At 38.8% G+C, this 26,402-nt stretch carries 22 protein-coding genes, 2 pseudogenes and 1 other annotated feature; of the genes and pseudogenes, 6 read left to right on the top strand and 18 right to left on the bottom strand.

Features of this window, described 5'->3' with window-relative positions:
- Nucleotides 1-18: 18 nt before the first annotated feature.
- Both tdc and tyrS read right to left on the bottom strand, forming a co-directional pair.
- Nucleotides 19-1,896: a tyrosine decarboxylase gene (tdc, locus tag MKX69_RS02030; RefSeq protein ID WP_002319546.1), complete on the bottom strand. Its 1,878-nt coding sequence runs from the start codon at nucleotides 1,894-1,896 to the stop codon at nucleotides 19-21.
- Nucleotides 1,897-2,186: 290 nt separating this feature from the next.
- On the bottom strand, nucleotides 2,187-3,443 hold the full coding sequence (gene tyrS / locus MKX69_RS02025) for a tyrosine--tRNA ligase (RefSeq protein ID WP_002286405.1): 1,257 nt from the start codon (nucleotides 3,441-3,443) through the stop codon (nucleotides 2,187-2,189).
- 111 nt (nucleotides 3,444-3,554) lie between these two features.
- Nucleotides 3,555-3,760 (bottom strand) — a binding site (T-box leader).
- A 262-nt stretch (nucleotides 3,761-4,022) separates the two neighbouring features.
- Here tyrS and MKX69_RS02020 point away from each other — a divergent pair.
- Nucleotides 4,023-5,324, top strand: coding sequence for a polysaccharide deacetylase family protein (locus MKX69_RS02020; protein ID WP_002339555.1), 1,302 nt, complete (start codon nucleotides 4,023-4,025; stop codon nucleotides 5,322-5,324).
- A 68-nt stretch (nucleotides 5,325-5,392) separates the two neighbouring features.
- Here the strand turns inward: MKX69_RS02020 and MKX69_RS02015 are convergent, their stop codons facing one another.
- Nucleotides 5,393-5,992 (bottom strand): TetR/AcrR family transcriptional regulator, encoded by a 600-nt coding sequence (locus MKX69_RS02015; RefSeq protein WP_002294634.1) that lies wholly within the window; start codon nucleotides 5,990-5,992, stop codon nucleotides 5,393-5,395.
- 253 nt (nucleotides 5,993-6,245) lie between these two features.
- Between MKX69_RS02015 and MKX69_RS02010 the strand changes: the two genes are divergently transcribed.
- Together MKX69_RS02010 and MKX69_RS02005 are read left to right on the top strand one after the other, a co-directional pair.
- Entirely contained in the window at nucleotides 6,246-7,127 is an 882-nt protein-coding gene (locus tag MKX69_RS02010; RefSeq protein WP_002339554.1) for an ABC transporter ATP-binding protein, read from the top strand.
- A gap of 12 nt (nucleotides 7,128-7,139) precedes the next feature.
- On the top strand, nucleotides 7,140-8,750 hold the full coding sequence (locus MKX69_RS02005; RefSeq protein ID WP_341008572.1) for an ABC transporter permease: 1,611 nt from the start codon (nucleotides 7,140-7,142) through the stop codon (nucleotides 8,748-8,750).
- A gap of 76 nt (nucleotides 8,751-8,826) precedes the next feature.
- Here the strand turns inward: MKX69_RS02005 and MKX69_RS02000 are convergent, their stop codons facing one another.
- The 5 genes from MKX69_RS02000 to dhaM all read right to left on the bottom strand — a co-directional run bounded on the left by MKX69_RS02000 (nucleotide 8,827) and on the right by dhaM (nucleotide 12,594).
- Nucleotides 8,827-9,486, bottom strand: a complete 660-nt coding sequence (locus MKX69_RS02000) for a Crp/Fnr family transcriptional regulator (protein ID WP_002289290.1) — start codon at nucleotides 9,484-9,486, stop codon at nucleotides 8,827-8,829.
- Between the two features lie 282 nt (nucleotides 9,487-9,768).
- The gene (locus MKX69_RS01995; protein ID WP_002289292.1) at nucleotides 9,769-10,434 is read right to left on the bottom strand and encodes a glucose-6-phosphate 1-dehydrogenase family protein; all 666 of its coding nucleotides are present in this window, start codon (nucleotides 10,432-10,434) and stop codon (nucleotides 9,769-9,771) included.
- 146 nt (nucleotides 10,435-10,580) lie between these two features.
- Entirely contained in the window at nucleotides 10,581-11,186 is a 606-nt protein-coding gene (dhaL, locus tag MKX69_RS01990; RefSeq protein ID WP_002319542.1) for a dihydroxyacetone kinase subunit DhaL, read from the bottom strand.
- A 27-nt stretch (nucleotides 11,187-11,213) separates the two neighbouring features.
- Nucleotides 11,214-12,224 (bottom strand): dihydroxyacetone kinase subunit DhaK, encoded by a 1,011-nt coding sequence (dhaK, locus tag MKX69_RS01985; RefSeq protein WP_002324360.1) that lies wholly within the window; start codon nucleotides 12,222-12,224, stop codon nucleotides 11,214-11,216.
- Nucleotides 12,199-12,594 (bottom strand): dihydroxyacetone kinase phosphoryl donor subunit DhaM, encoded by a 396-nt coding sequence (gene dhaM / locus MKX69_RS01980; RefSeq protein WP_002304157.1) that lies wholly within the window; start codon nucleotides 12,592-12,594, stop codon nucleotides 12,199-12,201. Before dhaM ends, dhaK begins: the two co-directional genes overlap by 26 nt.
- A 152-nt stretch (nucleotides 12,595-12,746) precedes the next feature.
- On the opposite strand from dhaM, the gene MKX69_RS01975 reads away from it, so the two are divergent.
- Complete coding sequence (locus MKX69_RS01975; protein WP_002292575.1) at nucleotides 12,747-13,067, top strand: putative heavy metal-binding protein; 321 nt, start codon at nucleotides 12,747-12,749, stop codon at nucleotides 13,065-13,067.
- Nucleotides 13,068-13,178: 111 nt separating this feature from the next.
- On the opposite strand, the gene MKX69_RS01970 is transcribed toward MKX69_RS01975, so the two are convergent.
- From MKX69_RS01970 to MKX69_RS01945, 6 genes and pseudogenes are all read right to left on the bottom strand, one after another.
- Nucleotides 13,179-14,036 carry an LPXTG cell wall anchor domain-containing protein gene (locus tag MKX69_RS01970; RefSeq protein ID WP_002317153.1) on the bottom strand — a complete coding sequence of 286 codons (858 nt, stop codon included), beginning with the start codon at nucleotides 14,034-14,036 and terminating at the stop codon, nucleotides 13,179-13,181.
- Nucleotides 14,037-14,143: 107 nt separating this feature from the next.
- Nucleotides 14,144-14,745 (bottom strand): annotated as a pseudogene (locus MKX69_RS01965) (glycosyltransferase); the annotation flags it as partial.
- Nucleotides 14,746-14,825: 80 nt separating this feature from the next.
- Nucleotides 14,826-15,335 (bottom strand): hypothetical protein, encoded by a 510-nt coding sequence (locus tag MKX69_RS01960; protein ID WP_002327492.1) that lies wholly within the window; start codon nucleotides 15,333-15,335, stop codon nucleotides 14,826-14,828.
- A gap of 174 nt (nucleotides 15,336-15,509) precedes the next feature.
- A pseudogene (locus MKX69_RS01955) lies at nucleotides 15,510-17,644 on the bottom strand (HelD family protein).
- Nucleotides 17,645-17,726: 82 nt separating this feature from the next.
- A complete protein-coding gene (locus MKX69_RS01950; protein ID WP_114635004.1) occupies nucleotides 17,727-19,382 on the bottom strand; it encodes an FAD-dependent oxidoreductase in 1,656 nt (551 codons plus the stop codon).
- Nucleotide 19,383: 1 nt separating this feature from the next.
- On the bottom strand, nucleotides 19,384-19,698 hold the full coding sequence (locus tag MKX69_RS01945) for a rhodanese-like domain-containing protein (protein ID WP_002294651.1): 315 nt from the start codon (nucleotides 19,696-19,698) through the stop codon (nucleotides 19,384-19,386).
- 169 nt (nucleotides 19,699-19,867) lie between these two features.
- Here MKX69_RS01945 and MKX69_RS01940 point away from each other — a divergent pair, with 169 nt between their 5' ends.
- Nucleotides 19,868-20,128 carry a metal-sensitive transcriptional regulator gene (locus MKX69_RS01940; RefSeq protein ID WP_002294653.1) on the top strand — a complete coding sequence of 87 codons (261 nt, stop codon included), beginning with the start codon at nucleotides 19,868-19,870 and terminating at the stop codon, nucleotides 20,126-20,128.
- A gap of 13 nt (nucleotides 20,129-20,141) precedes the next feature.
- Nucleotides 20,142-20,456, top strand: a complete 315-nt coding sequence (locus MKX69_RS01935) for a DsrE family protein (RefSeq protein WP_002321527.1) — start codon at nucleotides 20,142-20,144, stop codon at nucleotides 20,454-20,456.
- Nucleotides 20,457-20,941: 485 nt separating this feature from the next.
- Here MKX69_RS01935 and MKX69_RS01930 read toward each other — a convergent pair whose 3' ends face one another.
- The 4 genes from MKX69_RS01930 to glpO form a co-directional block, all read right to left on the bottom strand.
- Nucleotides 20,942-21,496: a CDP-alcohol phosphatidyltransferase family protein gene (locus tag MKX69_RS01930; RefSeq protein WP_002294657.1), complete on the bottom strand. Its 555-nt coding sequence runs from the start codon at nucleotides 21,494-21,496 to the stop codon at nucleotides 20,942-20,944.
- A gap of 125 nt (nucleotides 21,497-21,621) precedes the next feature.
- Nucleotides 21,622-23,550, bottom strand: a complete 1,929-nt coding sequence (locus MKX69_RS01925; protein WP_131774615.1) for an endonuclease MutS2 — start codon at nucleotides 23,548-23,550, stop codon at nucleotides 21,622-21,624.
- A 305-nt stretch (nucleotides 23,551-23,855) separates the two neighbouring features.
- Nucleotides 23,856-24,572, bottom strand: a complete 717-nt coding sequence (locus tag MKX69_RS01920) for an MIP/aquaporin family protein (RefSeq protein WP_002292560.1) — start codon at nucleotides 24,570-24,572, stop codon at nucleotides 23,856-23,858.
- Nucleotides 24,573-26,396, bottom strand: a complete 1,824-nt coding sequence (gene glpO / locus MKX69_RS01915; protein ID WP_002317146.1) for a type 1 glycerol-3-phosphate oxidase — start codon at nucleotides 26,394-26,396, stop codon at nucleotides 24,573-24,575.
- Nucleotides 26,397-26,402: the final 6 nt, after the last annotated feature.

The following is a 26,402-nucleotide window of genomic DNA, read 5'->3' as shown; positions in this document are numbered from 1 at the left end:
CTAACATGATTACCTTGCTTATTTTGCTTCGCTTGCCAATAATTGGTCTGCGTAGATTTTTTCCAATTTTTCTTGAAGAGCTGCTTTGATTTTTTCAGCATATTCTTCAAAGTGTTCTTCTTTGTTCATGTATGGTGTCATTACGCTGGCACGCAATACAGTTACTTTTCCGGCACGGTTCCATTCTTCATCTGAGAATCCTAGTTGGTTCACAAATTGTAATGGGCTGTTGCCATAGTCTGGGATAGCAAAGTCAGTATGTGAAGTTAAGAACTCATTACCGTAAATGCTTCCTTTCACGTATGAAGAATAATCATATACGTCATGGTTCAATTTATTCATTGCAACTAAGTCATCGTTGCCTTTTTCTTTGAATACATAGTCTACCATATTGAAATCTGGATAAGTTAATGGATGAACTTCGATTTCTTTGTCTCCTACTTTAAATGACAAGTCATTCAAGAAGTTGTAGAAACGATGTGCACCTTCGATTGATGCACCCATTAATTTACCATATCCTGTGACATTCAAAGGTAAGACATGGTGTGCTGCCCAAACGCTGGCTGCTGTTGCCCCTGCTTTTGAACCTTCCAAGATATAAGCCCCAAGTAATGCTGGGATATCTGCGCCTTTTTCAAATACATATGTCGCAAAGTAAGAGATAACGTCTCTCATGCGGATATCTTTGATGACGATACCACCGGCAGAATATGGAACATAACCCATTTTATGTGGGTCGATCGTTACAGATTCTGCTTCTTCGATTGCTTTATATGCACTGTGTACTTCTTCTAAGATATAATCTTTGTTTTCTGTAAAGACATTGTATTTGTAATGAACATCTTTTAAATCTTCAAATGGAATGAAGTTGTTGTCTTCGTCTAAGAAAATCGCACGGCCGTATCCGCCATAAGCAGCATCTACGTGTAAGTAGAAGTAAATACCGTCTTTTTCTAATACGCGACGCAATGCAACGATTTTATCAATACCGTCGATTGCTCCTTCTTCTGTTGATCCTACAACACCGACTACACCTAGGATTGGTGTTTTTTCAGCTGCTAGACCACGAACGATTTTTTCAAGTTCGTTGATGTCCATGCGATAGTTGTGGTCAACTGGCACTGGAATCACTTGGTCTAAACCGATACCGATGATGTCGGCAGCTTTTAGCCATGAATAGTGTTTAGTTTGTGGAACCAACCATTTTCCTAATTTTTCTAAATGTTTTCCGCTACGTGCTGAGTGAGCTTTGATTTCGTCGATTTTTTCTGGGACGCTGTCTAACAGATTCATGATTTCTTCTGTTGACAAGTTCATTAATTCCCAATCGCTTTTTCCAGTAACTAGTTCAGGTGTCACTTCTTTCATTGCAAGCGGCAATGATTTGATGTTGCGGGCATACCAAAGTCCTTCTAAGTTTGCTAAAGAACCATCAGCAACGATGTGGCCCCAGCCATCTTTATAGCTCATTAATTTTGCAAATTCCATTCCTACTTCTTCTTCCATTTGGCTTGTTGCAGGAGAAGATTCATAGGCAACGTTATTACCATTCCATAGCATAGCAAAATTGTACGCTAGTAAAGATGGCATCAATGTTTCAGAGTTCATATGACCCCAGTAACGTCCGGCATTATGCCAAGGAACGGAATGGGTACGCATCCGCGCTGAAATTTCTGATAGAACATCCTTTGTTTTATTCACAGTGTGTTCAAAACTAGCACTGCTTTTTTCTTCTGGCGTAATAATAGGCATGTCTTGAGGCATGTAGTTTTGACGCCAGCCTAAATGTTCATCCACCAATTCATTCAACAAAGCTTTATAGATTTGGCCGTTCTCAGCTTTGTCCCCAATGAATAGGGCATTTAGGTTTAGATCTTTCGACAATGATTCACTCATAGTGAAACCCTCCTAAAAAAATATTTAAATTTTGTCGAGCCCTACATTACACCTGTTCTTCTATTCTGTAAACTAAGTTTTGGCCTGCTTTTTAATCATATTTTAATATGTATCAATTGTCCGAATTGTTCACACTTTTGAAATAATTAAAAAAAACGAGGGAATTTACAAATGTAAACTCCCTCGCAAAGATTGTATTAACGACAACCAGCGTTCTATTTTAGGATGGGTTTCAAAATTGGAATGTTGTAATAGTATTTCCCTTTTTCAAGGTAAAAACTTACTAAATTCTAATCAATTACTTTGGCCAAAAAGTAATTTTTCTTACCTTTTCGAATAACCACAAACTTACCATCGAATTCATCGGATGGATTTATGACAAAATTTAAATCGGTAACGCGGTCACCGTTAATACTTATAGCTCCGTTTGAAACATCTTCACGTGCTTGACGTTTAGATGGTTCAATTTTTGTGGAAACAAGCAGTTCCACGATATTTTCAGGTGTGCTTGAAATTTCAACGTTCGGCATTTTACCGAATCCTTGCGCGATTTCTTCCGCATTTAGTTCTTTAATATTTCCAGAGAACAATGCTTGCGTTATTTTTTGCGCTTCTTTCAAGTCTTCTTCACTATGCACAAATCTTGTAACTTCTTCTGCCAAACGGCGTTGTGCTTCACGTTTCTCAGGTTCTGTCTCTACTTTTTTCGCTAAGTCTTCGATTTCTTCTTGAGACAAGAAAGTAAAGAATTTCAAGTATTTCACTACATCGCGATCATCTTGATTCAACCAGAATTGGTAGAACTCAAATGGTGAAGTTTTCTTCGGATCAAGCCAAACGGCACCGCCTGCAGTTTTTCCGAATTTCGTTCCATCAGCCTTCAGCATCAATGGGATCGTTAAACCGAACGCTTCTGCTTCTGGTCCTTCTAATTTTCGGATTAGGTCTAATCCAGCTGTGATATTTCCCCATTGGTCTGCTCCACCGATTTGCAATTGCACATCGTATGTTTTATGCAGATGCAAAAAGTCGATAGATTGCAGGATTTGGTAAGTAAACTCTGTAAATGAGATTCCTACTTCCAAACGGCTGGCAACGATATCTTTTGCTAACATCGTGTTGATGTTGAAGTTTTTACCGTAGTCTCTCAAAAATTCAAGTAAAGAGATTTTTGACAACCAGTCGTAGTTGTTCACAAATGTGATATTTGCATCTTTACCAAACAATTTTCTCATTTGATTGGAAAGTGCGTCCACGTTATGTTGCACTTGTTCCATCGTTTGCAACACACGTTCTGTTTTGCGGCCGCTTGGGTCGCCGATCGTTCCTGTTCCGCCGCCAATCAGAATATATGGATGATGGCCTGCCAATTGGAATCTTTTCATCATCATAAATGGAATCAAATGTCCGATATGCATCGAATCACCAGTTGGATCAACGCCGCAATAAAGTGAAATGCTCTTTTCTTCAACGAGCTCGCGAAGTCTTTCTTCGTTTGTTTGCTGATTAATGGCGTCGCGCCAAGTTAATTCATCAATAATATTCATTTTACTGACCTCCGTGTAGTTTTTTTATGAAAGCAGGAACCTGCTAGCATGTGTAATTAATTATTTCTTCAGGATAGGATAGGAAATAAAAAAAGTCCCTTGGCATATAAGCCAAGGGACGAAATCTCGCGGTACCACCCAATTTGTATGTCTAGATATCCAACATACCTCTCGAACATTTAACGCTGTCGCGTGGCAATCACTGCCAAAGACTCCTGAAATGTAATTCGCTTTAAAGCATGTACTGGTTTGCAGCGACCACCAGCTTTCTGAAACATTGGCTTTAACAACTACTTCGTTTCGATCTTCGTCTTGTTATTATTAATATGTGTCTATCATAGAGCGCAACTTTTTCTTTGTCAACAGAAAAAGGATATTTTTTTTAAATTCCTCATTTTTTCTTTTTTGAATCCGCTCTAATTCCGAACATTTTATTTTCAATTATTGTTAAAAGAAATAACTTTTTCTGTATTTTTTCTGCAATTTATCGAGAAGTCACTTTACTTTGCCTCTTATTCTTTCTTCGTTACAATAAGGAATGGGACAAGTAAAAAAATGAAAAAGCAAGGGACGAGGTATATGGAAAAAAAGCAAAAAATTATTTTAGGAGCCACTTCTGCTTTAACTATCGTTATTTTAATTCTAAGTTTGTTTTTTGTCATCCGATCATCTACAAAAAAAGAACCAATCATTCCTGAAAAAAAAATAACAGAAAAAGCAAAAGAACCGACAGATGATAAGCAACAACTAGTTACTCAAGCAAAAAATCTGGCTCAAAGCTACGATTATGACCAAGCGATTGCGTTATTGGAAAAAGATAGTAAGAACGGATCTACTGAAACACAACAGCTTCTTCAAACACTAAAAAAGGAGAAAGAACAATTGATCGACTGGTCTGATCCTACTCAGATCTCTCATGTTTTTTTCCACAGCTTGATCGTGGACCCGCAAAAAGCCTTCCACTCTCAACAGGCACAAGGATACAAAGATTATATGGTGACTGTTGAAGAATTCAACCGTTCGATCGAACAACTTTATCAAAATGATTTTGTTTTAGTTAATTTGAATGATTTGATCCAAAAAGACGAACAAGGAAATCTTTCCTTTAACGGGCTTGCGCTACCTGAAGGAAAAAAACCATTGGTTCTTTCACAAGATGATGTCAGCTATTATGAATATATGGATAATTCCGGTTTTCCTAGCCGATTGGTCGTATCAAATAACAATGAAATCAAAAATGTCTATAAAGAGAAAGATAAAGAAGAAATCGGTGACTTTGACATGGTTCCTCTGATCGATGTTTTTGTCAAGAAACATCCTGATTTTTCTTATCGAGGCGCAAAAGGTACCTTGGCCCTGACAGGTTACAACGGAGTTTTAGGTTATCGAACATCAAAATCTCAATATGGAGACAATGAAAAAACAAAAAAAGAGATTAAAGAAGCTAAAAAAGTGGCGGAACAGTTGAAGAAAGATGGCTGGAGCTTTGCTTCCCATACATGGGGTCACTTGAATATGACTCAAGCTTCACTAGAAGATGTAAAAAAAGACAATGAATTGTGGCAGCAAGAAGTTGCACCTATCCTAGGAAAAACAAATATTCTGATTTATCCATTTGGTGCAGACATCAGCGACTGGCAGCCTTATTCAGCAGAAAATCAAAAATTTGCTTACTTGAAGAGTCAAGGTTTCGATATTTTCTGTAATGTCGATGCTTCTACACCAGCTTGGGGACAATTAGGTACCGATTTCTATCGAAATGCTCGGATCAATATCGATGGCATTCGTTTTCAATCTGATTTAGACGGAAAAAATCCTATTCTTGATCCATTCATCAATGTCCATGATGTCTATGACAAAGAAGCACGCGAATCTGCTTGATTTTACGTCATTTATGAACCAAAAAAGCCGAACTGACATTTTATCGTCAGTTTCGGCTTTTTTATGCTTTATTTCTTCTTCGGTGCGATTCCCTTGATCAGGACTTCTGTCCATTCTGCTGTATATGGAAGCAGTTTTGCGTATATCTCCGGCTTAGAAATTCCTTCTACCATTGCTTGAAAATAGAGGATCAAGAACTCATCCGAATATTTCAAATCCACTTTTCCTTCTTTCCGCCCTCGATGGAAAAGATCAAGCATGATACTGAAACTTTCTTGCGTATACGCATCCATCGCGTCAGAAAATTCTTTTTTTTCTTTTTTTGTATAGTATGTCATCAAATCGATATAAAATTGTTTGTTCACTCGATTGAGATAACGGATTTTGTTTTCACTCATGGCAATCAGTGTTTCTTCAAATGGAAGATTTTCCGCAATCAACGCTTTCGCTTCTTGCCCTAAATCATTCATAAATGCAAAAAATACTTCATAAATCAGCCCTTCCTTGCTGCCAAAATATTTAAAAATCGTCGCTTTACTTACCTGAGCGTTCTCAGCTACCTTATCCATTGTCACTCCAGCGGTTCCTATGTCTGTGTTCATCAAGTCAAAAGCTGCTTGTAAAATCTCTTTCTTTTTCTCTTGTGCTCTCTTTTCAAAACCGTTCATTTGTAGAGCCTCCCGTAATTTTAAACTTTTATAATATATATAGTTCAAATTTATTCTGAGGTTTATTATAACTATCTATTGAGAAAGTATCAAGCTAGCAATTCCTTGTTTATGAATTCATTGACAGAAATTTATAAAAAGAATATTATGTACTAAAATAATAAAAAAAGTTTTATAAAAAGGTATAAAACCATTTTATTAAACTATTTAATCTTGTTTAGTATATATTTTTAGAAAAAGGAGTGGGGTTTTTATGGCAGAAATCGTCAAAGTCACACATTTGAAAAAGAGCTTTGGACGTTTCGAAGCTTTAAAAGATGTCTCTTTCACCGTACATTCAGGTGAAGTCGTTGGATTTATCGGACCAAATGGTTCTGGAAAATCCACGACGATTCGGACACTTTTAGGGATTATAAAAAAAGACGGCGGAACGGCAACGATTTTTGGGCAAGATGTATGGGAAGATAGTTTATCTATCCATGAACGTCTTTCTTATGTTCCAGGCGATATCTCTTTGTGGGGAAATTTGACTGGAGGAGCGATCATCGATCTCTTCATGAAGCTTCATGGAAAAGGGAGTGCTCAAAAAAAAGATGAACTGATTCAACGTTTCTCTCTTGATCCTAAGAAAAAAGCAAAAAACTATTCAAAAGGAAATCGCCAAAAAGTGGGCTTGATTGCTGCTTTGGCTGTTGATTCGGATCTCTATTTATTTGATGAGCCTACTTCTGGTTTAGATCCTTTGATGGAAACGATTTTCCAAGAAGAAGTTGAAAAATTGAAAGAACAGGGCAAATCCATCCTACTTTCTTCTCATATTCTCAGTGAAGTCGAGCGACTAGCGGATAAAGTCGTGATCATACGCGAAGGAACAGTCGTAGAAGAAGGAACACTCGATGAATTGCGTCATTTGACTCGTTCGACCATCACTATAGAAACAGAAGCAGAGAATAGTCACTTAGCACAATTGAACGGTGTCCATGACTTTGTGCAAAAAGGTCACCTCGCTCAATTTGCTGCTGATAACGAAGCTTTCGATGTGATTTTAGCTGAAGCGTCCAAATTAGGTGCGAAAAAATTTGAATCTATTCCACCGACTCTTGAGGATTTATTCATGAGACATTATGAAGGATGAGGAGGAAGCGAAATGACTGATAAATTTTCACGCTGGTCCACCCTTTTTTCTCAAAACCTTAGCCGTGACTGGAAAAAGATCCTGATATGGCTAGTCGGTGTCACTGCTTTTTCTGGTGGTTTTGTCCCTGCGTTTGAAGAATTGACTTCCGGACAAGGATTAGCTGGATTATACGAAACCTTGCAAAACCCGGCAATGATTGCAATGGTCGGACCAACTCCAGCTTCGAATGCTGCTGAGTATACTTTAGGAGCGATGTATGCAAATGAAATGTTGCTTTTTTGCAGTTTGTTTGCTGCTGTGATCTCTGTTTTACACGTGGTGAGCCAAACGAGAAAAAAAGAAGAACTTGGTCTGATTGAACTTATTCGTTCCTTTCGAGTCGGACGTCAAGCAAACTCTTTAGCTGTCATCGCTGAAAGTATTCTGATCAATTTGCTTTTAGCAATATCGATCAGCTGTACGATGATTTTTTTCCAAGCAGATTCGATCACTGCAGAAGGTGCTTGGCTTTTTGGGCTATCTGTAGGTAGTATGGGGATTTTGGGGAGTGCCGTTGCACTGTTTGCTGCACAACTGATGCCAAGTTCAGCCAGTTCGAATGGTCTGTCTTTAGCGTTTTTAGGTGGACTTTACCTTCTACGAGCAATAACAGATGTAGCTGATTCCTCCCTTTCGATGTGGAATCCTTTAGGCTGGTCTTATTTGACCTATCCATTTACAATTAACAACTGGATTCCTTTGCTTTATTTGTTTTTGTTCAGTCTAATCTTGATAATCAGTTCATTTGTTTTAGAGGAACATCGAGATTTGAACACCGGCTATATCCCCGAACGTGAAGGAAAACCGTATGCTAAACGTTCTCTTTTATCCTTGCGTGGTTTATTATTCTATCTAAATAAAGGGATGACAATCAGTTGGCTTATCACTTTTGGTTTGATGGGGGCGGCATACGGCTCTATCTACGGGAATATGCAACAGTTTTTAGAAAGTAACGACTTAATGAAACAGATGTTTATCCAATCTGGCGTCTCAATTGAAAAAAACTTTACAAGCATGATCATGGTCGTCTTGATTTGTCTAGCTGCTATTTTACCAATTGCTAGCATCAATCGTTTATTTACAGAAGAAACCCACGGACGTATGAATCAGCTGTTCGCAACAAAAATTTCTAGGAACCAACTTTATTGGACCAATATGTTACTAGCTATTCTATTTGCTATATTGGCAATCCTGATTAGTTCTGGTGCACTAGGGCTTTCTGCTTTGGCTTCGATGAAGGATGCGAAAGACATGGATCTATTGATGTTTCTTAAAGCCGGGTTCAATTTCCTGCCTGCCGTTTTAGTGTTTATCGGAATTAGTGGCTTTCTATTCGGATGGCTTCCTCGAATGGGTAAACTTGCTTATATCTACTTAGCTTACTCCTTTGCACTCAATTACTTTGGCGGAATTTTGGATTTACCAGAATGGTTTTCCAAAACAGCTGTCCCTAGCTGGGTTCCACGGATGCCAAACGATTCTTTTGATCTTTCCGTGTTCCTTACGTTATCATGTATCAGCCTTGCACTGTTCGTCCTTGGTTCTATTAGTTATAGGCGAAGAGACTTACTAGAAGGATAATAAAAAAGCATGTACAATTTCATGCTAGCCTCCAAATCTGGGTCAAAAATCCAACATTTGGAGGTCATTTTTTTATTTACAAGTCTTCTAACTGCTCTTTATCAATGATCCAGACTTCTCGATTCTTTCTTTTTACATAACCATTCTCCTCTAATAATTTAAATTTTCTAGATAAAGTTTCGGGGGTCGTACCGATAAATGCAGCAAGTTCTTTCATTTTCATTGGCAGGAAAAAGTGATCCTTCCCTGTCGCTTTAGCTAAGTCAAGCAGATAGACAGCGACTCGTTCTTCTACTTTTTCCATCATCAAAAAAGTTGTCTGCTGCTGTACTTTTGTTAATTTCTCAACGTTGATTGCTAAAAGTTTCAGACTAAGGGCGGGATAATGCAGTAAGAGTTCCGAGAAATCTTTTTGTCTCAATATGCAAATTTCCGTTTTTTCTAGTGCTTCGCCAAATAAAGACTCATTTGGAACGCCTAGCAACTGGCTCTCTCCCTCATATCCGCCCGGCTCTATTACTCGTAAAAGCTGTTCCTTTCCGCTAGCAGATAATTGATACACTTTCATACTGCCGGAGGCCACGATCACTAATTGAGGTTCTCCATTCGGCGCAAGAATCTGTTCTCCTTTTTCCACATAGTGATGTTTGACAAGTGCGTGTACTTTTTCTTGATCTTGCTGTACTAAGTGATTGAACAAAGGAACAAATGAAACACATAAATGATCATGACTCATAATCTCTCCTCCTTCTAAACAGCTATTTCTAATAAAGGAACATGGCTTGCCTTATTCCAACTGATAATTTTCTTTTATCATAGCATAAACGTCAAGCGAACCAGATACCAGCAAATAGAGTGGATTTCTTTTTGTCACTTGCTTTATTTTCCTTCTTTTGAGACCTTAAGTAATTGATTCCTATCAATTTTTTAAATATTTACTTTTTGAATAATCAAAAACAAACCTTCACTCGCAAGCCGAGAGTAAGGTTTGTTTTTCGCATTGCTTATTTCGTGTTGTCTATTGAAATTTTTCCGCACCTAGCTTTTGATATAGTGGTGCTAGTTCTTGTAAGGTTTCAGCGGTTATTTGCTCAACGTGTTCGATTTCTTGCGGATAGAAGAATAGTTTACCCATTTGAAAGGTTCGGTCTCTCATCGCTTTTTTCAACTCTTCTTGTTTCTTTGTATCGGACAAATAGTCAGACAAAGCTAAGTGGTCGTCAAGTTCATGTTCTGGTTGCGGCCATATGTAATAATCCTTGATATCGACTGTTTTGCTCCACTCTTTCAGTATCGCAAGCAACTGGTTATACGCTGCAATGCTACCATATCGTTCTTCGCTTTTATAATGTTGGTACATCAAATAGATTTGGTATTGTTTTTGATTCAACAAAACTGCTAGACAGGCATTCTCGTCTTGACGAGATTCGCTTCGGTACGCGCTCCAAAAATGACTGCGTAAATTCCAGCCATTCGTCCAGCTTTCGATTTTAGGTTTGCTCATGCCGTACATATCAGGCAAAAGTGCAGCTGTCTGGAGCTGAATCTCTTTCCATTTTTGCCAGTGTTCTTTATATTCTTTCTTGATTTGTTCGATCTTATCTGTTGGATGGCTCTCTTTGAGCTGTTTGAATGCGTAGATTGGTCGATCAAACAACTGATAATCTGATTTTCCAAGTTCCATTGTTTCGCCTCTTTCCGTTATCTTTTGTATTCTACCTGAATTTTGCGATATGGACAAATAGAGGTTGTGAAAAAGCTGTTCTGCATCAAGTCATAAGAACAGCCAAACAAAAAACTGCGATGAGCATCACCGCAGTTTTATTGAACTTAAGGTTGATTGATCACATCTAAAAGCGTTGAAAATAAAATGGCACTAGAAGCAGCTCCTGGGTCGATATGTCCGATTGCACGCTCTCCTAGATAGGAAGCTCGTCCTTTTTTAGCTACCAAGTCTTTGGTGTGTTCTTTTGCCTGGTCAATGATTTCTTTTGTTAAATTCCCTGCCTTCAATGCCTCTGTGACTGGCAGCCAAACATCTAACATCGTTTTATCGTCAGCTTCTGCCTTTCCTCGGCTTTGAATACCCGCTGTTCCCTGCTCGATCACTTCTCCTAATTTTTCTTGAGAATCAATAGAATCGACCTCTTTTGTCGCTTTCATCATGTTCATGAATGCAGATCCGTATAACGGACCAGAAGCACCACCGACTTTCGATATCATCGCCATAGAAAATACTTTGAATGTATCGCTGATTGTTTCAGGATGATCGGCTTGAAAAGCTTCTTCATAAGCTGAAACTCCTCTTCCCATGTTATTTCCGTGGTCTCCATCGCCAATCGGGGTATCTAGATCACTGAGATATTGTTTGTTCTGATTGATTGCCTCTGCAAATTGCGTGAGCCATTCTTGGATTTCTTGAACGCTTAGTTTCATATTATCACCCTTTTATCTTGAGATTTTTTACCATGAAATCGTCTGTACATTGCTTTCTAAAGAATCTTTCCATTGTGTCCCTGTCAAGTCGATCAGTGTCAGAGAAAGACCTTGCATGTCTAGTGAAGTCATGAAATTACCGACTTTTCGGAAAACTACATTGACTCCTCTTTCTTCCAACAAAGCTAAAACATCATTCATGAACACGAACTGTTCCATCAAAGGCGTCCCGCCCATTCCGTTGACTAGTACACCTGCTTCTTTTGGTAAATTCGAGTAATCATCTAAAATCTTAGTAACAAGTTCCTTTGCCAGTACTTTAGAAGGCTGCATCTTTTCTCGACGATAGCCTGGCTCACCATGGATACCAACACCATACTCGATCTCATCTTCTCCTAGTTCGAATCCTGGTTTCCCTACTTCTGGTACAGTTGCTGCTCGAAGCGCTAGACCGATCGTCTTAGTTGCCTGTACGACCTTTTCTCCCAGTTCTTTCAACTCAGCTAGGGAAGCACCGTTTCTTGCTGCATCGCCCACGATTTTGTGTACAAGGACAGTACCTGCAACTCCGCGTTTTCCAGCAGTATACGTACTATTTTCAACGGCGATATCATCATCTACGATCACACTTTCTACTTCAATATCGTCCATAGCAGCTAGTTCCTTTGCCATATCGAAGTTCAATGCATCCCCTGTATAATTCTTAACGATCAGTAAAACTCCTTTTCCACTATCCGCTTCCTTGATAGCCGTTTGAATCTGATCTGGAGTTGGAGAAGTAAACACATCACCAAGCACCGCTGCACTTAACATTCCTTCCCCTACAAACCCGGCATGGGATGGTTCATGTCCGCTTCCTCCACCAGAAACCAAACCAACTTGTTCCGCTTTCTGATTCTTGGCTACAACACGGGAAGATTCTACACGATGAACAAGTTCTGGATAGCTTTTTACTAATCCTTCCAGCATTTCTTCGACAATATTGCTTGGATCATTCATGATTTTTTTCAATTTATTCCCATCCTTTCTTTCCGGCATTTTGTGCTTCTGTTAAGATTTGCTGAGTATCATCCGTTATACCGGCAGTGATGGCTGCTGCAAAAGCTCCTTCCACTAAAGGCGCATCCACCAGATGATAACGTTGCTGCTGTTCTTCTTCCAACATGTCTTTTGCCAGTTCCGAATTCAATACCGCGCTGCCGATATCCGCAAAAACAAAATAACTAGCTGCATCACTTGATTCATTGACAGCTTCTACGATTTTCATCGGGTCTGATCCGATCTCGCCATTTATTCCGCCGAGAGAAAAGATCTGCACCTCTTCGGATTTTTGCATCTGCTCAATCATTTCTTTAATACCATCTGTTACTTTTTGACTATGAGAAATAAGCAAAATACTCTTTTTCACAAGAATCTTCCTTTCTTTTACATAGTTGCTAACGATTGGTTTCGCTTTCATTAATGAACAATTCAAGTATATAATAAATTCCTAATTTTGGGAAAATATGTGTTGCGCATCTTGAACTTTGTTATACTTTTATTAAAGAGAGGAGTGATCGAATGATTACAACAACCACGAATAGTGTGGAAGGAAAAACCGTAGTAGCTTATAAAGGAATCGTTTTTGGTGAAGTTATTACTGGGATCAATGTATTGAAAGATTTTGGGGCTGGTTTGCGAAACGTCTTCGGCGGCCGTTCAAAAAGTTATGAAAATGAACTAATGGGCGCAAGAGAAGAAGCCCTTGCGGAAATGGCCGAACGTGCAAAAGCATTAGGAGCTGATGCGATCATTGGCGTAAAAATGGACTATGAAGTATTAGGCAGCGACAATGGCATGCTGATGGTCACATGTAGTGGAACAGCTGTCTCCACGAGATAAGTAGGGGACATCTGTTTTAATAACTAAAGAGAGATGGGACATGTAGTGGCACTCAAGAATTAGATTTTTCAGTCTAACTTCGAGGTACTCTACCTTCCCATCCTCTCTTTTTTATTTCTTTTTGCGGATGATTCCGTAAGCTGCTGCGACTAACACACCCGCCCCTGCTAAGGAATAACTGACAGAAGCTGTTTTTTCATTTGTTTTTGGCAAAGTCTGACTTGTTGATTTGGATGGCTCTGTCGTTTGCTGAACTGTTTCTGTCGTGCTTCCAGAGGTCACTGATTTTTCTCCTGCCGAATGCAAAATATCTTTTATTCGTTGGATACTAGCTGCTATGTCAGCTTTTTTTGCTTCAAAATCATTAGCAACTGTTTGTGCTTCGCTGATCTTTCCGTGGATTGCTTGACTGGCCGCTATGATATCCGCTTGAGTTTGACTTAGCTTTCCAGAAGCTGTTTGAGCAACCTGATTTAATTGCTGATTGAATTCTTTTGCTTGTTGGATCTTCCCGTCAAGATCTGTTTGGACAGCTTCCGCTTTTGCTTTCGCTTCGGCAAGCTTTTTCTCAAGTTGTGCACGGTCATTTCCCACTTTATTTTTAAGATCAGCTAAATCTTGATCGATTGCTGCTTGGTCTTCTTTCAATTTGTTTTTTGCAGCTTCTAATGCTTCTTCGAGTTCTTTTCTTTTATTTTCCAAGTCTTGCAAATGATCGATTTGGTCAGAAGAGGTAGAACTATTTATTGATGTATCTTCTGAAGATGAAATCGTTTCTCCTGAATTATCTATCGGTACATTGGAAGTCGTTTCTGTTTCCGAGGCACCTTTTTCAGCATCAGAAGAGCTTATAGTTGTTGAAGGTTCTGTTTGAGCAGGTTCAGAAGTTTCCGCAAAAGCTGTCTGTCCCAATAAGAAAATACTGGAAACAGCAATTGGCCAGATTAACGGCTTCATTCTTTTTTTCATCACTTTTCCCATCCTTACTACTTTTTAACTAATTTCTTATTATAAGCAAAAATGTTTGGAAGAACCATAAACACAACAGGCTGTTTGTCTAAAAAACGGTGCATCTTTTATTTTTTTGTACGTTCCGGGCTTTTCCATGTCCCGCTTCCATAACCTAAAATCGTTTTGACTGCTGGAATGAAAGTCGTCACGATCGTTATCGCGTTCACTATCCAGAACAAAAGCATATATAGTGGTGCGAAAAGAAGGTATTTCAATTTTCTTCGTCGATCATCTACAATCAGCGAAGCTAGCAACTGGAAAAATCCTGCGACCATTTCAAAGCAGATGAACACAAAACTGAATGTAAAAGTAATATAAATCTGTTCGTAGTTTCCTTGATATACATAATGCCCGATTAATCCAGCAAAAAGAACTACGGAAATACAAAAGAATATTGACCGACAATACTCAATGTTTGATCAATGAAGATGATCGTTCTTCCAATATGTTTAAAAGGATGGAGCATCACTTTTTTGAAATTCGTCAGCCAGACTTCTGTTCCACCTTTTGCCCAACGTTTTCTTTGTCGATATAGCATCTTCAACGTCACAGGTACTTCCATGAAAAAGATGATCCCAGGAGCAAATACAGATACCCAATCATTTAACTGATGATCCCAAGCAATACTGATGTCTTCTGTCGCTCGATCTTGTCTGAATCCGCCTAAAATCGGATAAGAAACGAGAAAAAAATACATAATAGACAAACAAGTATCTAAGAATAAATTACCTGTATGGGTGATTGAGATCATTTCAGTTCCACCCCATTTTCTTTATACAAATCTGCAATGAATGTCGTATCTAGATTTTGCTCCGCGGAGACAGAATAAAAACGGACCGTTTCTCTCTCTTCTTTTGTTCCAAAACGTTCCGTATACATTTCTTCAAGTAATTCTTGTCTTTTTTCCAATTCTTCATCTTCATATTCAAAAGATTTATTTACTTTTTTGTATAGATTTCGATTGTTCCACCTAGTCAATACAAATGAGGTAATCAGGAAACTGAAAAAAATCAATACAAAAAAGCCGTTTAAGAAATACAGCATTTTCTTTTCTGATAAAAAAGCGTACAAGGAAAAATCCTTGGCTCTTTCTGGTCTCGTTAATGGGAAAAACACCCATATAAAAGGAAGAACAACGATCATCCATCCTAAAAGAGCCACTAACGTTTGCCAAATCTTTAACCAGTAATTACCTTTTGAAAAATACTTATCTTTCACCAAAATTGATGCAACTTCTTCTCTTGTTACTTTTTTCATATCCTCACCTCACGTTTTTTTGTTACGACGTAGGAGTTTACCATACATTTCATTTCTTTTCACATAAAGTGTTCCTAAATTTTTCCTAAGAAAAAGAACAAAACATTTCTCATCAGCAAATGAAAAATATTTTGTTCTTTTTATCAGTTGTTCTTTTTATTTTTTATCTCTTAATTATGTTGCTCTTTCCAATACGACAATGCTTTTCATTCCTCTAGATATCGCCGTGTACATTTGTCTGCGTCTTCTTTGCTCATCTCCATCGTTTTCAAATGGATATAAGATTACATAATCAAATTCCAGTCCTTTTGCTAGACTCAAAGGAATGATTTGGCAGTTTTCTAATCCATATGAATTTTTTTTAATCGATTCTTGTAGCGTTTGGGTTTCCTCTTCTGTTTGGGTGATAACTGCCGCTTTTTCTCCTTTTAGAGAAACCAAAATCTCAGCTAGTATTTTCAACAATTCTTCAGAGGATCGAAAAGAGCGGTATTCGGGTTCTTTTCCTTGCGGTCGGATCGATACGATGTCGACTTCTCTTGATCCACAGCATAGGTTTTGAAAAGCTCTGTGATTGCTCCGCTAGAACGGTAACTATTTCTAAGATCATACCGATGGATCGGCAGATGGTAGTCGTCGAAACAACGCATAATATCAGCAAAAGTATTGGAAGAATTAAAGATTGCCTGATTCTCGTCACCTACTAAAGTAAAGTGAGTTTTTGGAAATAATTCGATCAATAGACCTAATTGTGCCAGGGTATAATCTTGTACTTCATCAATCAATAGATAGCGAAATGCTGGTACATTTACCTTTTCAACAAGTAAATGACGAATAGCTAATATAATGACTGCTTCATCAACAGTACGTGTGGGTTGCCAAGCATAAGCTGAGCCATATCGCTTTTCATAAATTCTTTCAAACAACTGGTGCTCAGCCACCCATGCCATTTCTTCGATTTGTCTGGTTATTTTTCGATATTTTTTTTGTAAAAGTTTCCTTGCATAAGCTGCAATACTTTGTTCCGAATCATCAGAAATCAATTTACCGAATAATTCCAACTGCCTATCTTCTGTCAACGAGAGTACCTGATTCTGCACAGCAGGACTTTTTGCTTGTTTCAAAAGATGATTCTTCCATTCGCTCATCAGTGCCTTTTTCGTTGCTTGAAGCCTATCGATCAATTTAGGATGAGCAGGAACTTTCTCATATATTTTTTCGATCGTTTTTTTAGAAAGAACTGTTTTTCCATTTTTAGTAAGTCCACGGATAAAATTCGGATGATCTAAAAACAAAGGATCTGATTGTTTTAGATTATCGATAAACTTTTTGCTACGCAAACGTTCTGTCTGCTCCGATACATTTTCTCCCGTGATATGTTTGAAATAAGCCTCTTCACCTTCTATTTCCTCTGCTGAAAGCTGTGAAACCAGCTGCATGATGGTTAGATTCAGTGGATTTCTTTCACCTAATGATGGTAGGACATTCGAAATATAGTCGATAAACCGATGATTAGGTGATAGAATCAGCAAGTCATCAGATGTCATCGTATCTCGATATAAATAGAGCAGATACGCAATACGCTGCATGATAGCAGAGGTTTTACCACTTCCTGCTACGCCATTTACCAAGATATTTTGACTTTTCACATCCCGAATGATTGTGTTTTGTTCCGATTGGATCGTAGCTGTGATAGCCTTCATTTCATTGGTCTCATCTTGGCCTAAGACTTCTAATAATACGTCATCTTGAATAGCTACAGACGTATCAAAAAACTTGACCAAACGATCTCTTTCCAAAAGAAATTGTCGTCTTTCTTTAATAACCGTATCGATTTTATTTTGACGAACCGTATAAGAAGATGGACCAATCATGTTATTGTAAAAAAGTTCGGCAATTGGCGATCGCCAATCATAAACAAGATTCTCATCTGCATCATCTGTGAAATTTGCTGTACCAATATAAAAGGATTCTTGTGGCTCATTATCTAGAAAATCTACAATGACTTTTCCAAAGTAGGGACTTTTCAACAAACGTTCGATCTTTGCCAGCTGATTTTCTGCGTTTTTCTGTTTGATATTCATCTGATCGATTTCTCTATTTTTCATTTCAATCATCGAAAAAGTATCCAAATTATCTAAATAACTGTCAAAATTCAATCGAAGATCGCCAGCCATTTCTTTCAGCGACTGGTTTCCTTCTATTTTTGCCGTATCCATCGATTCCCACAGTTCGTTTCTTTTATCGATTAGCTTTTGATACACGTTCTTCAGATATGCTTCTTCTAACTGCTTTTGTGTGTTGACCATACACATTCTCCTCTTTTTTTAAAGTGGTGGAACCGATCAGTCTACCTCTTTTAAGAGTCGAATGCAAGCTTTTTAACGAGTATTATTTGTTAGGATATATCAGTTCTTCTGGTCGGACAGTTTGATATAAAGAAAATGCACCATCAAGGTTTTTTACGTGGTAGCCAGACTGCTTCAAGATTCTTTCCGCTAGATAGCTACGTAGTCCACTATGACAGATGACGATATATTCTTGCTGGCTGTCTAATTCATCTAATCGGTCCCGAAGTTCATTCAAAGGGATATGTTTGGCTTCCTTGAATTTGCCTTTTTCCAATTCTTCTGCTGTTCGCACATCTAATAAAATTTTTCCTTTTGCTAATTCTGTCGGCAATTCATGCCATTGTACGGTTTCACTAAGCCCTTCTGCAATATTCATTGCTGCATATCCTAGCATGTTTACTGGATCTTTGGCTGAGCCAAATGGCGGTGCATACGTCAATTCTAATTCCGGTAAATCGAAGATCGTCAAATGCCCTTTGATTGCTGTTGCTAAAATATCGATCCGTTTATCCACACCTTTTGCCCCAACACCTTGTGCACCATAAATCTCGCCAGTCTCTGGATGGAAGATCAACTTCAGTAAAATATCTGTTGCTTCTGGATAATAGCTTGCATGATCTTTTCCTGACACATGAACGACTTCAAAAGACAGCTCGTTTTCTTTGGCTGTTCTTTCACTTAATCCGGTGGATGCGGCAGTCATTCCAAACGTTCGTATAATTGCTGTTCCAATACCGCCTTGATTTCTTCGAGAAATTCCGGAAATCGTGTCCGCAACTTGTCTACCTTGACGATTGGCTGGTGAAGCAAGAGAAATAAGTGCATCTTTTCCAGTGATTTGCTGTTTTACAACGATAGCATCCCCCACCGCATAAATATCAGGAATATTCGTTTGATATCGTTCGTCTACTAGGATACCCCCGCGTATACCTAATTCGATTCCAGCAGTCACTGCTAGCTGGTTATCAGGACGAACACCAATGGATAAAATAACTAAATCAGCAGGGATGGTACGCCCATCATCCAGTCGCAATCGTTTCCCGTGGTCTTCAAATCCAGCGACAGCATGAGAAGTAATCACTTCTACTCCTTGATGAGACAATTCTTTTTCTATAAAAGCTGCCATTTCTTCATCCAGTGTCGGAAGAATATGTGGTGCTTGTTCGATCACCATGACTTCTAAACCTCTTCTTTTTAGGTTTTCTGCCATTTCCAATCCGATGAATCCTGCACCAACGATCACGGCACGCTTTGGCTGTTTTTCTAATGCATGCATCACTTTATCGATATCTGGTACATTTCTAATAGAAAAAACATTGTCGGCTTCTGTTATCCCTGGAATCGATGGAACAACTGGTTTTGCACCAGGAGATAAAACCAATGCATCGTACTGTTCAATGTGTTTTTGACCCTCATGTACGACTTCTACCGTTTTGTTTTCGGGAAAGATGGCTGTCACTTCATGATTTGGACGCACATCTAAACAAAAACGAGCGGATAATGATTCTGGCGATTGGACAAGAAGATTTTCCCGTTCACTGATTTCTCCCGAAAGATAATAAGGCAAGCCGCAATTTGCAAAAGAAACATACGGTCCTTTTTCAAAAACAACGATTTCTGCATCTTCCATTAATCGGCGAAGCCGTGTAGCAGCAGACATTCCACCTGCTACACCTCCGACAATAACGATTTTCATCTTATTTCCCTCCTACTGTTCGATCAAACCATTGATTCATGCCACCACGTACATTCACTACATCATAACCAGATTTCTTTAATTCTTTAGCTGCTTGTTTACTCCTCATCCCTGATTGACAAATCACATAGACGGTCTTTTCTTTGTCTCCATCATATCTGTTTATACTTTGTAACGGAACATTTTTAGCTCCTTTTATATGCCCACCCCGGTATTCTGCAGGTGTTCTAACATCAAGTAACGCTGGATTTTCCAAAAGCTTTTCCTTTAATTCTGGGACTGTTATCGATTTTATTGATTGAAATAGCAAATTCATTTTCTGCACCTCATTTACATTTTTATAAATACCTCGTGGGGTATATTAAACAGGAGCTTTATTAATATGTCAACCAGAATGACTCTTCATTTTTTTCACTACTTTTTATATTTGCATAAAATACCGATAAGGGGTATTATCTAATTATAAAAACAGAGGAGAATGTGTTATGGAGATTGATAATAAAAATATCCTGAACCGTTTGAAACGTACAGAGGGACAAATTCGTGGTATCCAAAAAATGATCGAAGACGAAAAAGAATGTATGGATGTCATCACTCAATTAAGCGCTGTTCGTTCTAGTATTGATCGCGTAATGGGCATGATCGTTGCAGATAATCTGAAAAATTGCTTTGAGAAACCTGATAGTAATCCAGAAGAACAAGCGGCTAAACTAGAACAAGCGATCAAGATGATTATTAAAAAGTAAAGGAATGATTTCAATGAAAGTCGTTTTCCATATTGATGAATTAGAAAAATGGTCAGAAACAGGGAAAAACGTAAAAAACCTGATAAAAGCTTCTCCAGAAACGACGATTGTCGTATCTGTAAATGGCATCGCGATTACCGGTTATCTAGACTCTGCCAATGCAGAATTCTTAGATTTGCAAGGAGTCGTTTTTCACGCTTGCGCCAATGCTATGCGTGCTAATCATATTTCAGAAAGTTCTTTACCTGAACAAGTAATCGTTGTACCAGCAGGTGTCCTTGATTTAGTTGAACTGCAATCCCAAGGTTATGCTTATATCAAGCCTTAGTCAGTAGAGGTTGCGACAGAAGTGATCAGCTTCAAGAAATTTCGGCTTATTTTTCGAAGAAGCTACTTCTGGAAAACCGTGAATCAAAGGTTGCGAAAACGCTGTCCTGCATCAAGTAATAAGAACAGCCAAACAAAAATAGCTTCTCATATTTTTCGTTTGGTTGGGCTTATTACCGCAGATGCAAGCTTTTGAACACCGTTTAAGGAAGAGATTGTGAAAAAGTCGCTTAGTTTCGAGTATTAAGAAAAATTTTGTGAAAATGGCTTTCTACATTTTTGCATAAATTTGGCTTAATACCGAGAAACTGGCTTTTGAATACCGTTTATCCAGAGGTTGTGAGCCTACCATTTAACTCCGAATCACAAGAAATAATTTCAAAAACAACTTCTCCTGTTTTTGGTTTGGTTGGCTTATTATCGAGAAGTAGCTACTGGGAGTCTATTTATCAAAAAAAGGAATGCGACATAGGTCACACCCCTTTTTTATTTTCTTTGAAACATCTTTCGGTACTCGACAGCATACAAGACAAAAGATTGTAAAAGACCGTAAGTGATGACGGCAAAAATGACTCTCACCCACAGCGTTGGTAATTCTGGGAAAAGCAGCAAAAGGATCATGCCAACATAGATGACAGCAGTCGCTACTTTGCCATACCACTTCGCTCCACTTAATTTGATATTTTTAGATAGCCCGATTAATCCAGCTACAAACATAAAGCCTTCTTTTATCAAGAATAGACCAAACAACAGCCAAAGCCACGGTCGATACCATGCCATAGACAAAATCAGAAAAAGTTGTGTCAATTTATCTGCAAACGGATCAAGCACCTTCCCTAAGTCTGTTACCTGATTATATCTCCGAGCAATGACCCCGTCTAGATAATCAGACAAACCTGAGACAACAATGACCGCTCCTGCTATATAAAATGACTGTCTCAGCACAAAATAAAGATAAATTGGCAGCAAAAAAATACGGAATATCGATAAAAGATTCGGAATCGTTTGTATTTCTTTACGCCAGTCTGTGCTTAATTTCATTTTATCGCCCCACCTCCTCAGCACTCTTTTCTTTTTATTTTAGCTTACACGGGGAATAAAACCAATGATTTCACTGTTTTTATTTTTCTTTACAGCCACTGATATTATGAGCTAATTTGAGATAATCACTTGCTGTTTTCATCGTTTACTCTTCTTTCTTCCTGTCGTTTGCGCATTTCTTTTACTAGTACTTTATGAGCTTTTTTTGATCCTCGCTCTAGGTCACGCTGCCGTTTACGTGTTTTATAATCGATAAACAGACTGTCTAAATCGTAACCTGTCGGGTACAGATCTTCTGCTGAACGCACCAGACGAACACGCTGACGAGGCACGTGGATTATTTTTTTGCCTAAATATACATCAATCGTATCTTCACCTATATCTTCATAAACTAACGCTTCTTTTTGGTATTCATTGACAAATATCCGATCACCTTTTGCAAAGAGCTGGCGTTCTTTTTTATTGTCCTTCCTATTTGTAACAGCTGTCTTAGGAAGAAATTCTTTTTTCTGTGTCCGATAGGCTTTTTCCGCCAAGTAACGCTCTGCTTGATGGATCAATTTCATCGACATATCCATTTTATGAGCAATCCACAAAGCTTGGCTTTCTCCTGTTTCTCCAACCCGCAACTGATATTTAGGACGAAGTGCTTCCCGATCGAAAGCCATAGCAGCCGGCACAAAATCTTCATGATCTCCGGCGAATTTCTTGATTTCTCCATAATGGGTCGTGGCAATGATCAATGCCCCTTGCTCATATATAGATTCCATGATTGCGATCGCTAGTGCAGCCCCTTCATTTGGCTCTGTTCCACTGCCAATCTCATCTAAAAGTACCAACGTATTCCTTTTTATCTTTTTCAAAATAGCAGCGATGTTTTGCATATGACCAGAAAATGTACTCAACGCATTTTCTAAATTTTGGTGGTCACCGACATCGACGAAAATCTCATCAAAGACAGCAAGCTCTGTCCCTTCTTTTGCCGGAACTTGCATACCGAACATCGCCATCAAAGTCAATAAACCGACCGTCTTCAACACGACTGTTTTGCCTCCGGCATTTGCTCCGGTGATAATCAAGCCTCGATAGTCTTTACCGATTTCAACATCCAATGGTACCGCATGCTCAGGTAAAAATGGATGTCTGCCTTGCTTGATAATGATATGTTCTGATTTATTGATTCTAGGTGTGATTCCATTGATTTCTCGGCTAACTTTTGCCCGAGCAAAGATGATATCTAACACCGTGATCGTTTCGATCAATAAATCGATCACTTCTTCGTTTTCTGCGATAGCACCAGTTAATGCCGCCAGGACTTGATATTCTTCACTGATTTCTTCAGCTTTTAACAACTGATAGCGTTCATTCAATTTAGAAATCACAGTTGGTTCAATAAAAACCGTCGTTCTTTTATTTGATTCATCGATAATCGTTCCATCTATTTTATTTTTATAGCTGGCTTTGATAGGAATCGTATAGTATTCGCCTTTTTGAACAATCATTGCTTCTTGGATCATTTCTTTGTTTTTCGGATGACGCAAGAATTTCAGCAATTTTGACTGGATTTCTTTTTCGATTAGTTGCAATTGTTTGCGTACTTTACGCAAATTACGTGACGCGTCGTCACTGACTTTATTATTTTTTATTTTCTGGTCAATCAACTCTTCTACATTTATCAAATCAGGAAGATGTTTGCTATAAGCAAACAACAAGGATGTCTGGTATTGATTCTTATCAAAAAACTTTGTGATCATCCGACTGCTTCTAAGAAAATCCGCATATTCGATCAAATCGGTTGGCTGCAGAATCAACCCTTTTTTGACTTGTTCTGTCAGTGCATCGATCCTCGGCAACCCCATAAATGGAACATGCTGACTGCTTTCTAAGATCAAGCGTGCTTCTCTTGTTTCTTCTTGACGATCCAAGACAGTTTGTAGGTTTGTCGAGACCGTCATATCGCTGATTCGTTTTTTGCTATAGTTTCCAATTGCTCTTGCTTGAATTTCCTTTTTGATCCGATCAAATTGTAATTGACTAATCATTTCGTTGTTCATACTCTCTCCTTTTCTTGAAGAGATACCTATCACAAAATAAATAAGGGCCTAGAGATAAATAAAAGGATAGAACACAGCTTAAAAAAGTCATGTCCTATCCTTATTAGAATACAAAGATATTGTTTTCCTGACAGGTACCGTTTCATAAGCACACCAAATAAACTTTGTTTATTGGCTATTCGACTTACTGATTAGATACCAGCTACACTCACAAAACATACCCCATTCTTCTAGGTCTTATTTATTTTCCACTTAACTATAGCAAGACACATTTTGGTTGTCAAACTTTAGTATGTTTTATAGATTTACACCATTAATGAATAGACACCTACAGCGATAATTGCTCCAATCATTGGCCCTGCAATTGGTACCCATGAATATGCCCAATCTGAAGTACCTTTATTAGCTATTGGCAATACCGCATGAGCTAATCGAGGACCAAAGTCCCGAGCAGGGTTGATTGCATATCCTGTTGGCCCTCCTAATGAAAGACCGATTGCCAAGATTAATCCACCTACAGCGAATACGTTCGTTCCAGGTGCAAATTCGTTTTGTCCAAAAGCTAGCAACCCAAGAACTAATACAAATGTACCAATTAATTCTGTTATCACATTTGCTGGATAATTCCGTATAGCAGGACCTGTTGCAAACGTGCCTAAAATCGCACTTTCATCTTTCGTTGCATTCCAATGTGGCAAATAAGAAAGCCAAACAAGAATGGCCCCTGCAAAAGCTCCTAAAACTTGCGCAATGATGAAAGGAACGACAAGATTCCAACTAATTGCCCCTGTCATCGCCATAGCTAGAGAGACTGCAGGATTCAAATGAGCTGGGCCCATGAATCCAGAAATATAGACAGCCATTGTTACAGCGAGTCCCCAACCAAATGCGATGACAATCCAGCCAGAAGCCTGTGCTTTACTTTTGTTTAAATTCACAGCCGCACACACACCATCTCCAAGCAAAACTAGGATCAGTGTCCCAATAAACTCCCCCATGATTTGAGTCATATCACTGTTCATTTATTTCTCCCCCTTTAGTTCCCGCAGATCTGATTCTGCAATCAATGCTTCTAAACGTTTAGTCTGTTGCGCCTTCTCCTCTTCTGTCCACCCAAAATACCCAGCAATTGCATCGATCACAGGTTGCTTGATCTCATCAAGCTGATCTCGTTCAAACAACAGATGATTTGTACGACGAATGAGATAATCGCCTGGGGCCAAAACCATTTCTTCTTCTAATCCATAACGTAACCGAGCTGACTCAGCACGACTCAAACCAGGATAAGGTGCCATTTCTTTTGCTAATTCAAAGATACGTCGGGCATTAGTCCCGTAAAAATCAGCGATATAAGTAGCGTCTTCTTCCTCTAAGCCGGCTGCTACTCCTTCTTTTGCCAATTCTGTCACTGTTTCTTCTAATTTAGTTGGATCGAAGTTTCCACCTGAAATCTGATATTTTTTAGAGTCGATTTCTTTCGTCTCTATTCCGTATTCTTCTTTTAACAGCTGACGGATCAATCGCAAAGCTCCTTCTGCCATCTTACGGTAATCGGTGATTTTCCCGCCAGATAAAGTCAGCAAACCATCTGGTTCTCTTTCTAAAGAACTACCTCTGGAAATCGTAGAAGGTGCTTTTTCATCACGGCTGTTTTCCAAATGGTTCAGCACGTCTTCTACTTCAGCACGAGAAACTTTGTTTTCCTTATATTCACTTACTGTATCGACAACTTTATTGAAGCTCTTGTCTGAAATCGATCCATTATCTCCACCATTGTAATCAGAACCAGAATTACCAATCAACAGTGGACGAAGTCCTGCCCAGCTTGCTTCGATATCTTTCAATGTGATATTTGCTTCTGGATAGCGATGATTGATCACATCCAATAGATAATCTACATCTTCTTGTGTGACTTTCGGATCCGTAAAATCTCCTTGGTAATCCGTATCTGTCGTACCAAAATAAGTCTTGTTTTCTCTTGGAATAGCAAAAACCATCCGCCCATCTTGCTTTCCTGTATCGAAGTATGTGGGTTGCGGTACAGGCAGTTTTTTCGCATCTACAACTAAATGGATCCCTTTAGTTGGACGCATTTTAGGAGAGACTGGACGCGTAAAATTCAAGTTTCGTACTTTATCTACCCAAGGACCACTCGTATTGATCACTAATTTTGCTTTGATTTCGATCACTTCATCTGTCAGCAGGTCACGAGCTTTGACGCCAACGATTTGATCGCCATCATATAAAAAGCCAACCGCTTTCATTTTACTTACTAGATAAGCCCCATCTTCGGCAGCCTTTTTGATATTATCAATCACTAAACGGGCATCATTGTTGCGGAAATCTAGATAGACACCCGCGCCTTTTAGCCCTTCTTTTTTCAAAAACGGTTCTCTTTCCAATACTTCTTCTGGTGTCAGCGTATAATTCTCATATTTGGTTCCTGTCACATTTGCCAATTTGTCATAAAGGTCCATTGCTACTTTGACCGAGAACATATTGAAGGTTGTTGCTCCTTCTCCCTCATAGATTGGCAAAAGCATTGGATCTGGTTTTGGGATGTGTGGGGCAATACTTTGTACGACTGCACGTTCACCAACTGTGTCAGCTACTACTTCCACATCAAATGTCTTCAGATAACGAATACCGCCATGAACAAGTTTGGTCGAGCGAGAGGAAGTCCCTTCTGCAAAATCCTGCATTTCGATCAATCCTGTTTTGATTCCTGATGCTGCTGACTGGACTGCCACACCGGCACCAGTGATTCCGCCACCGATGATCAACAGATCCAATTCTTCTTGCTGCATTTTTTGAATGCTATCTTGTCTTGTCTTGTTTGAAAACATATGGAT

Origin of the sequence: Enterococcus sp. FSL R5-0957, from assembly GCF_038008005.1 — a bacterium.
Classification (GTDB): domain Bacteria; phylum Bacillota; class Bacilli; order Lactobacillales; family Enterococcaceae; genus Enterococcus_B; species Enterococcus_B faecium.
This window is presented reverse-complemented; position numbering and strand designations above follow the sequence as displayed.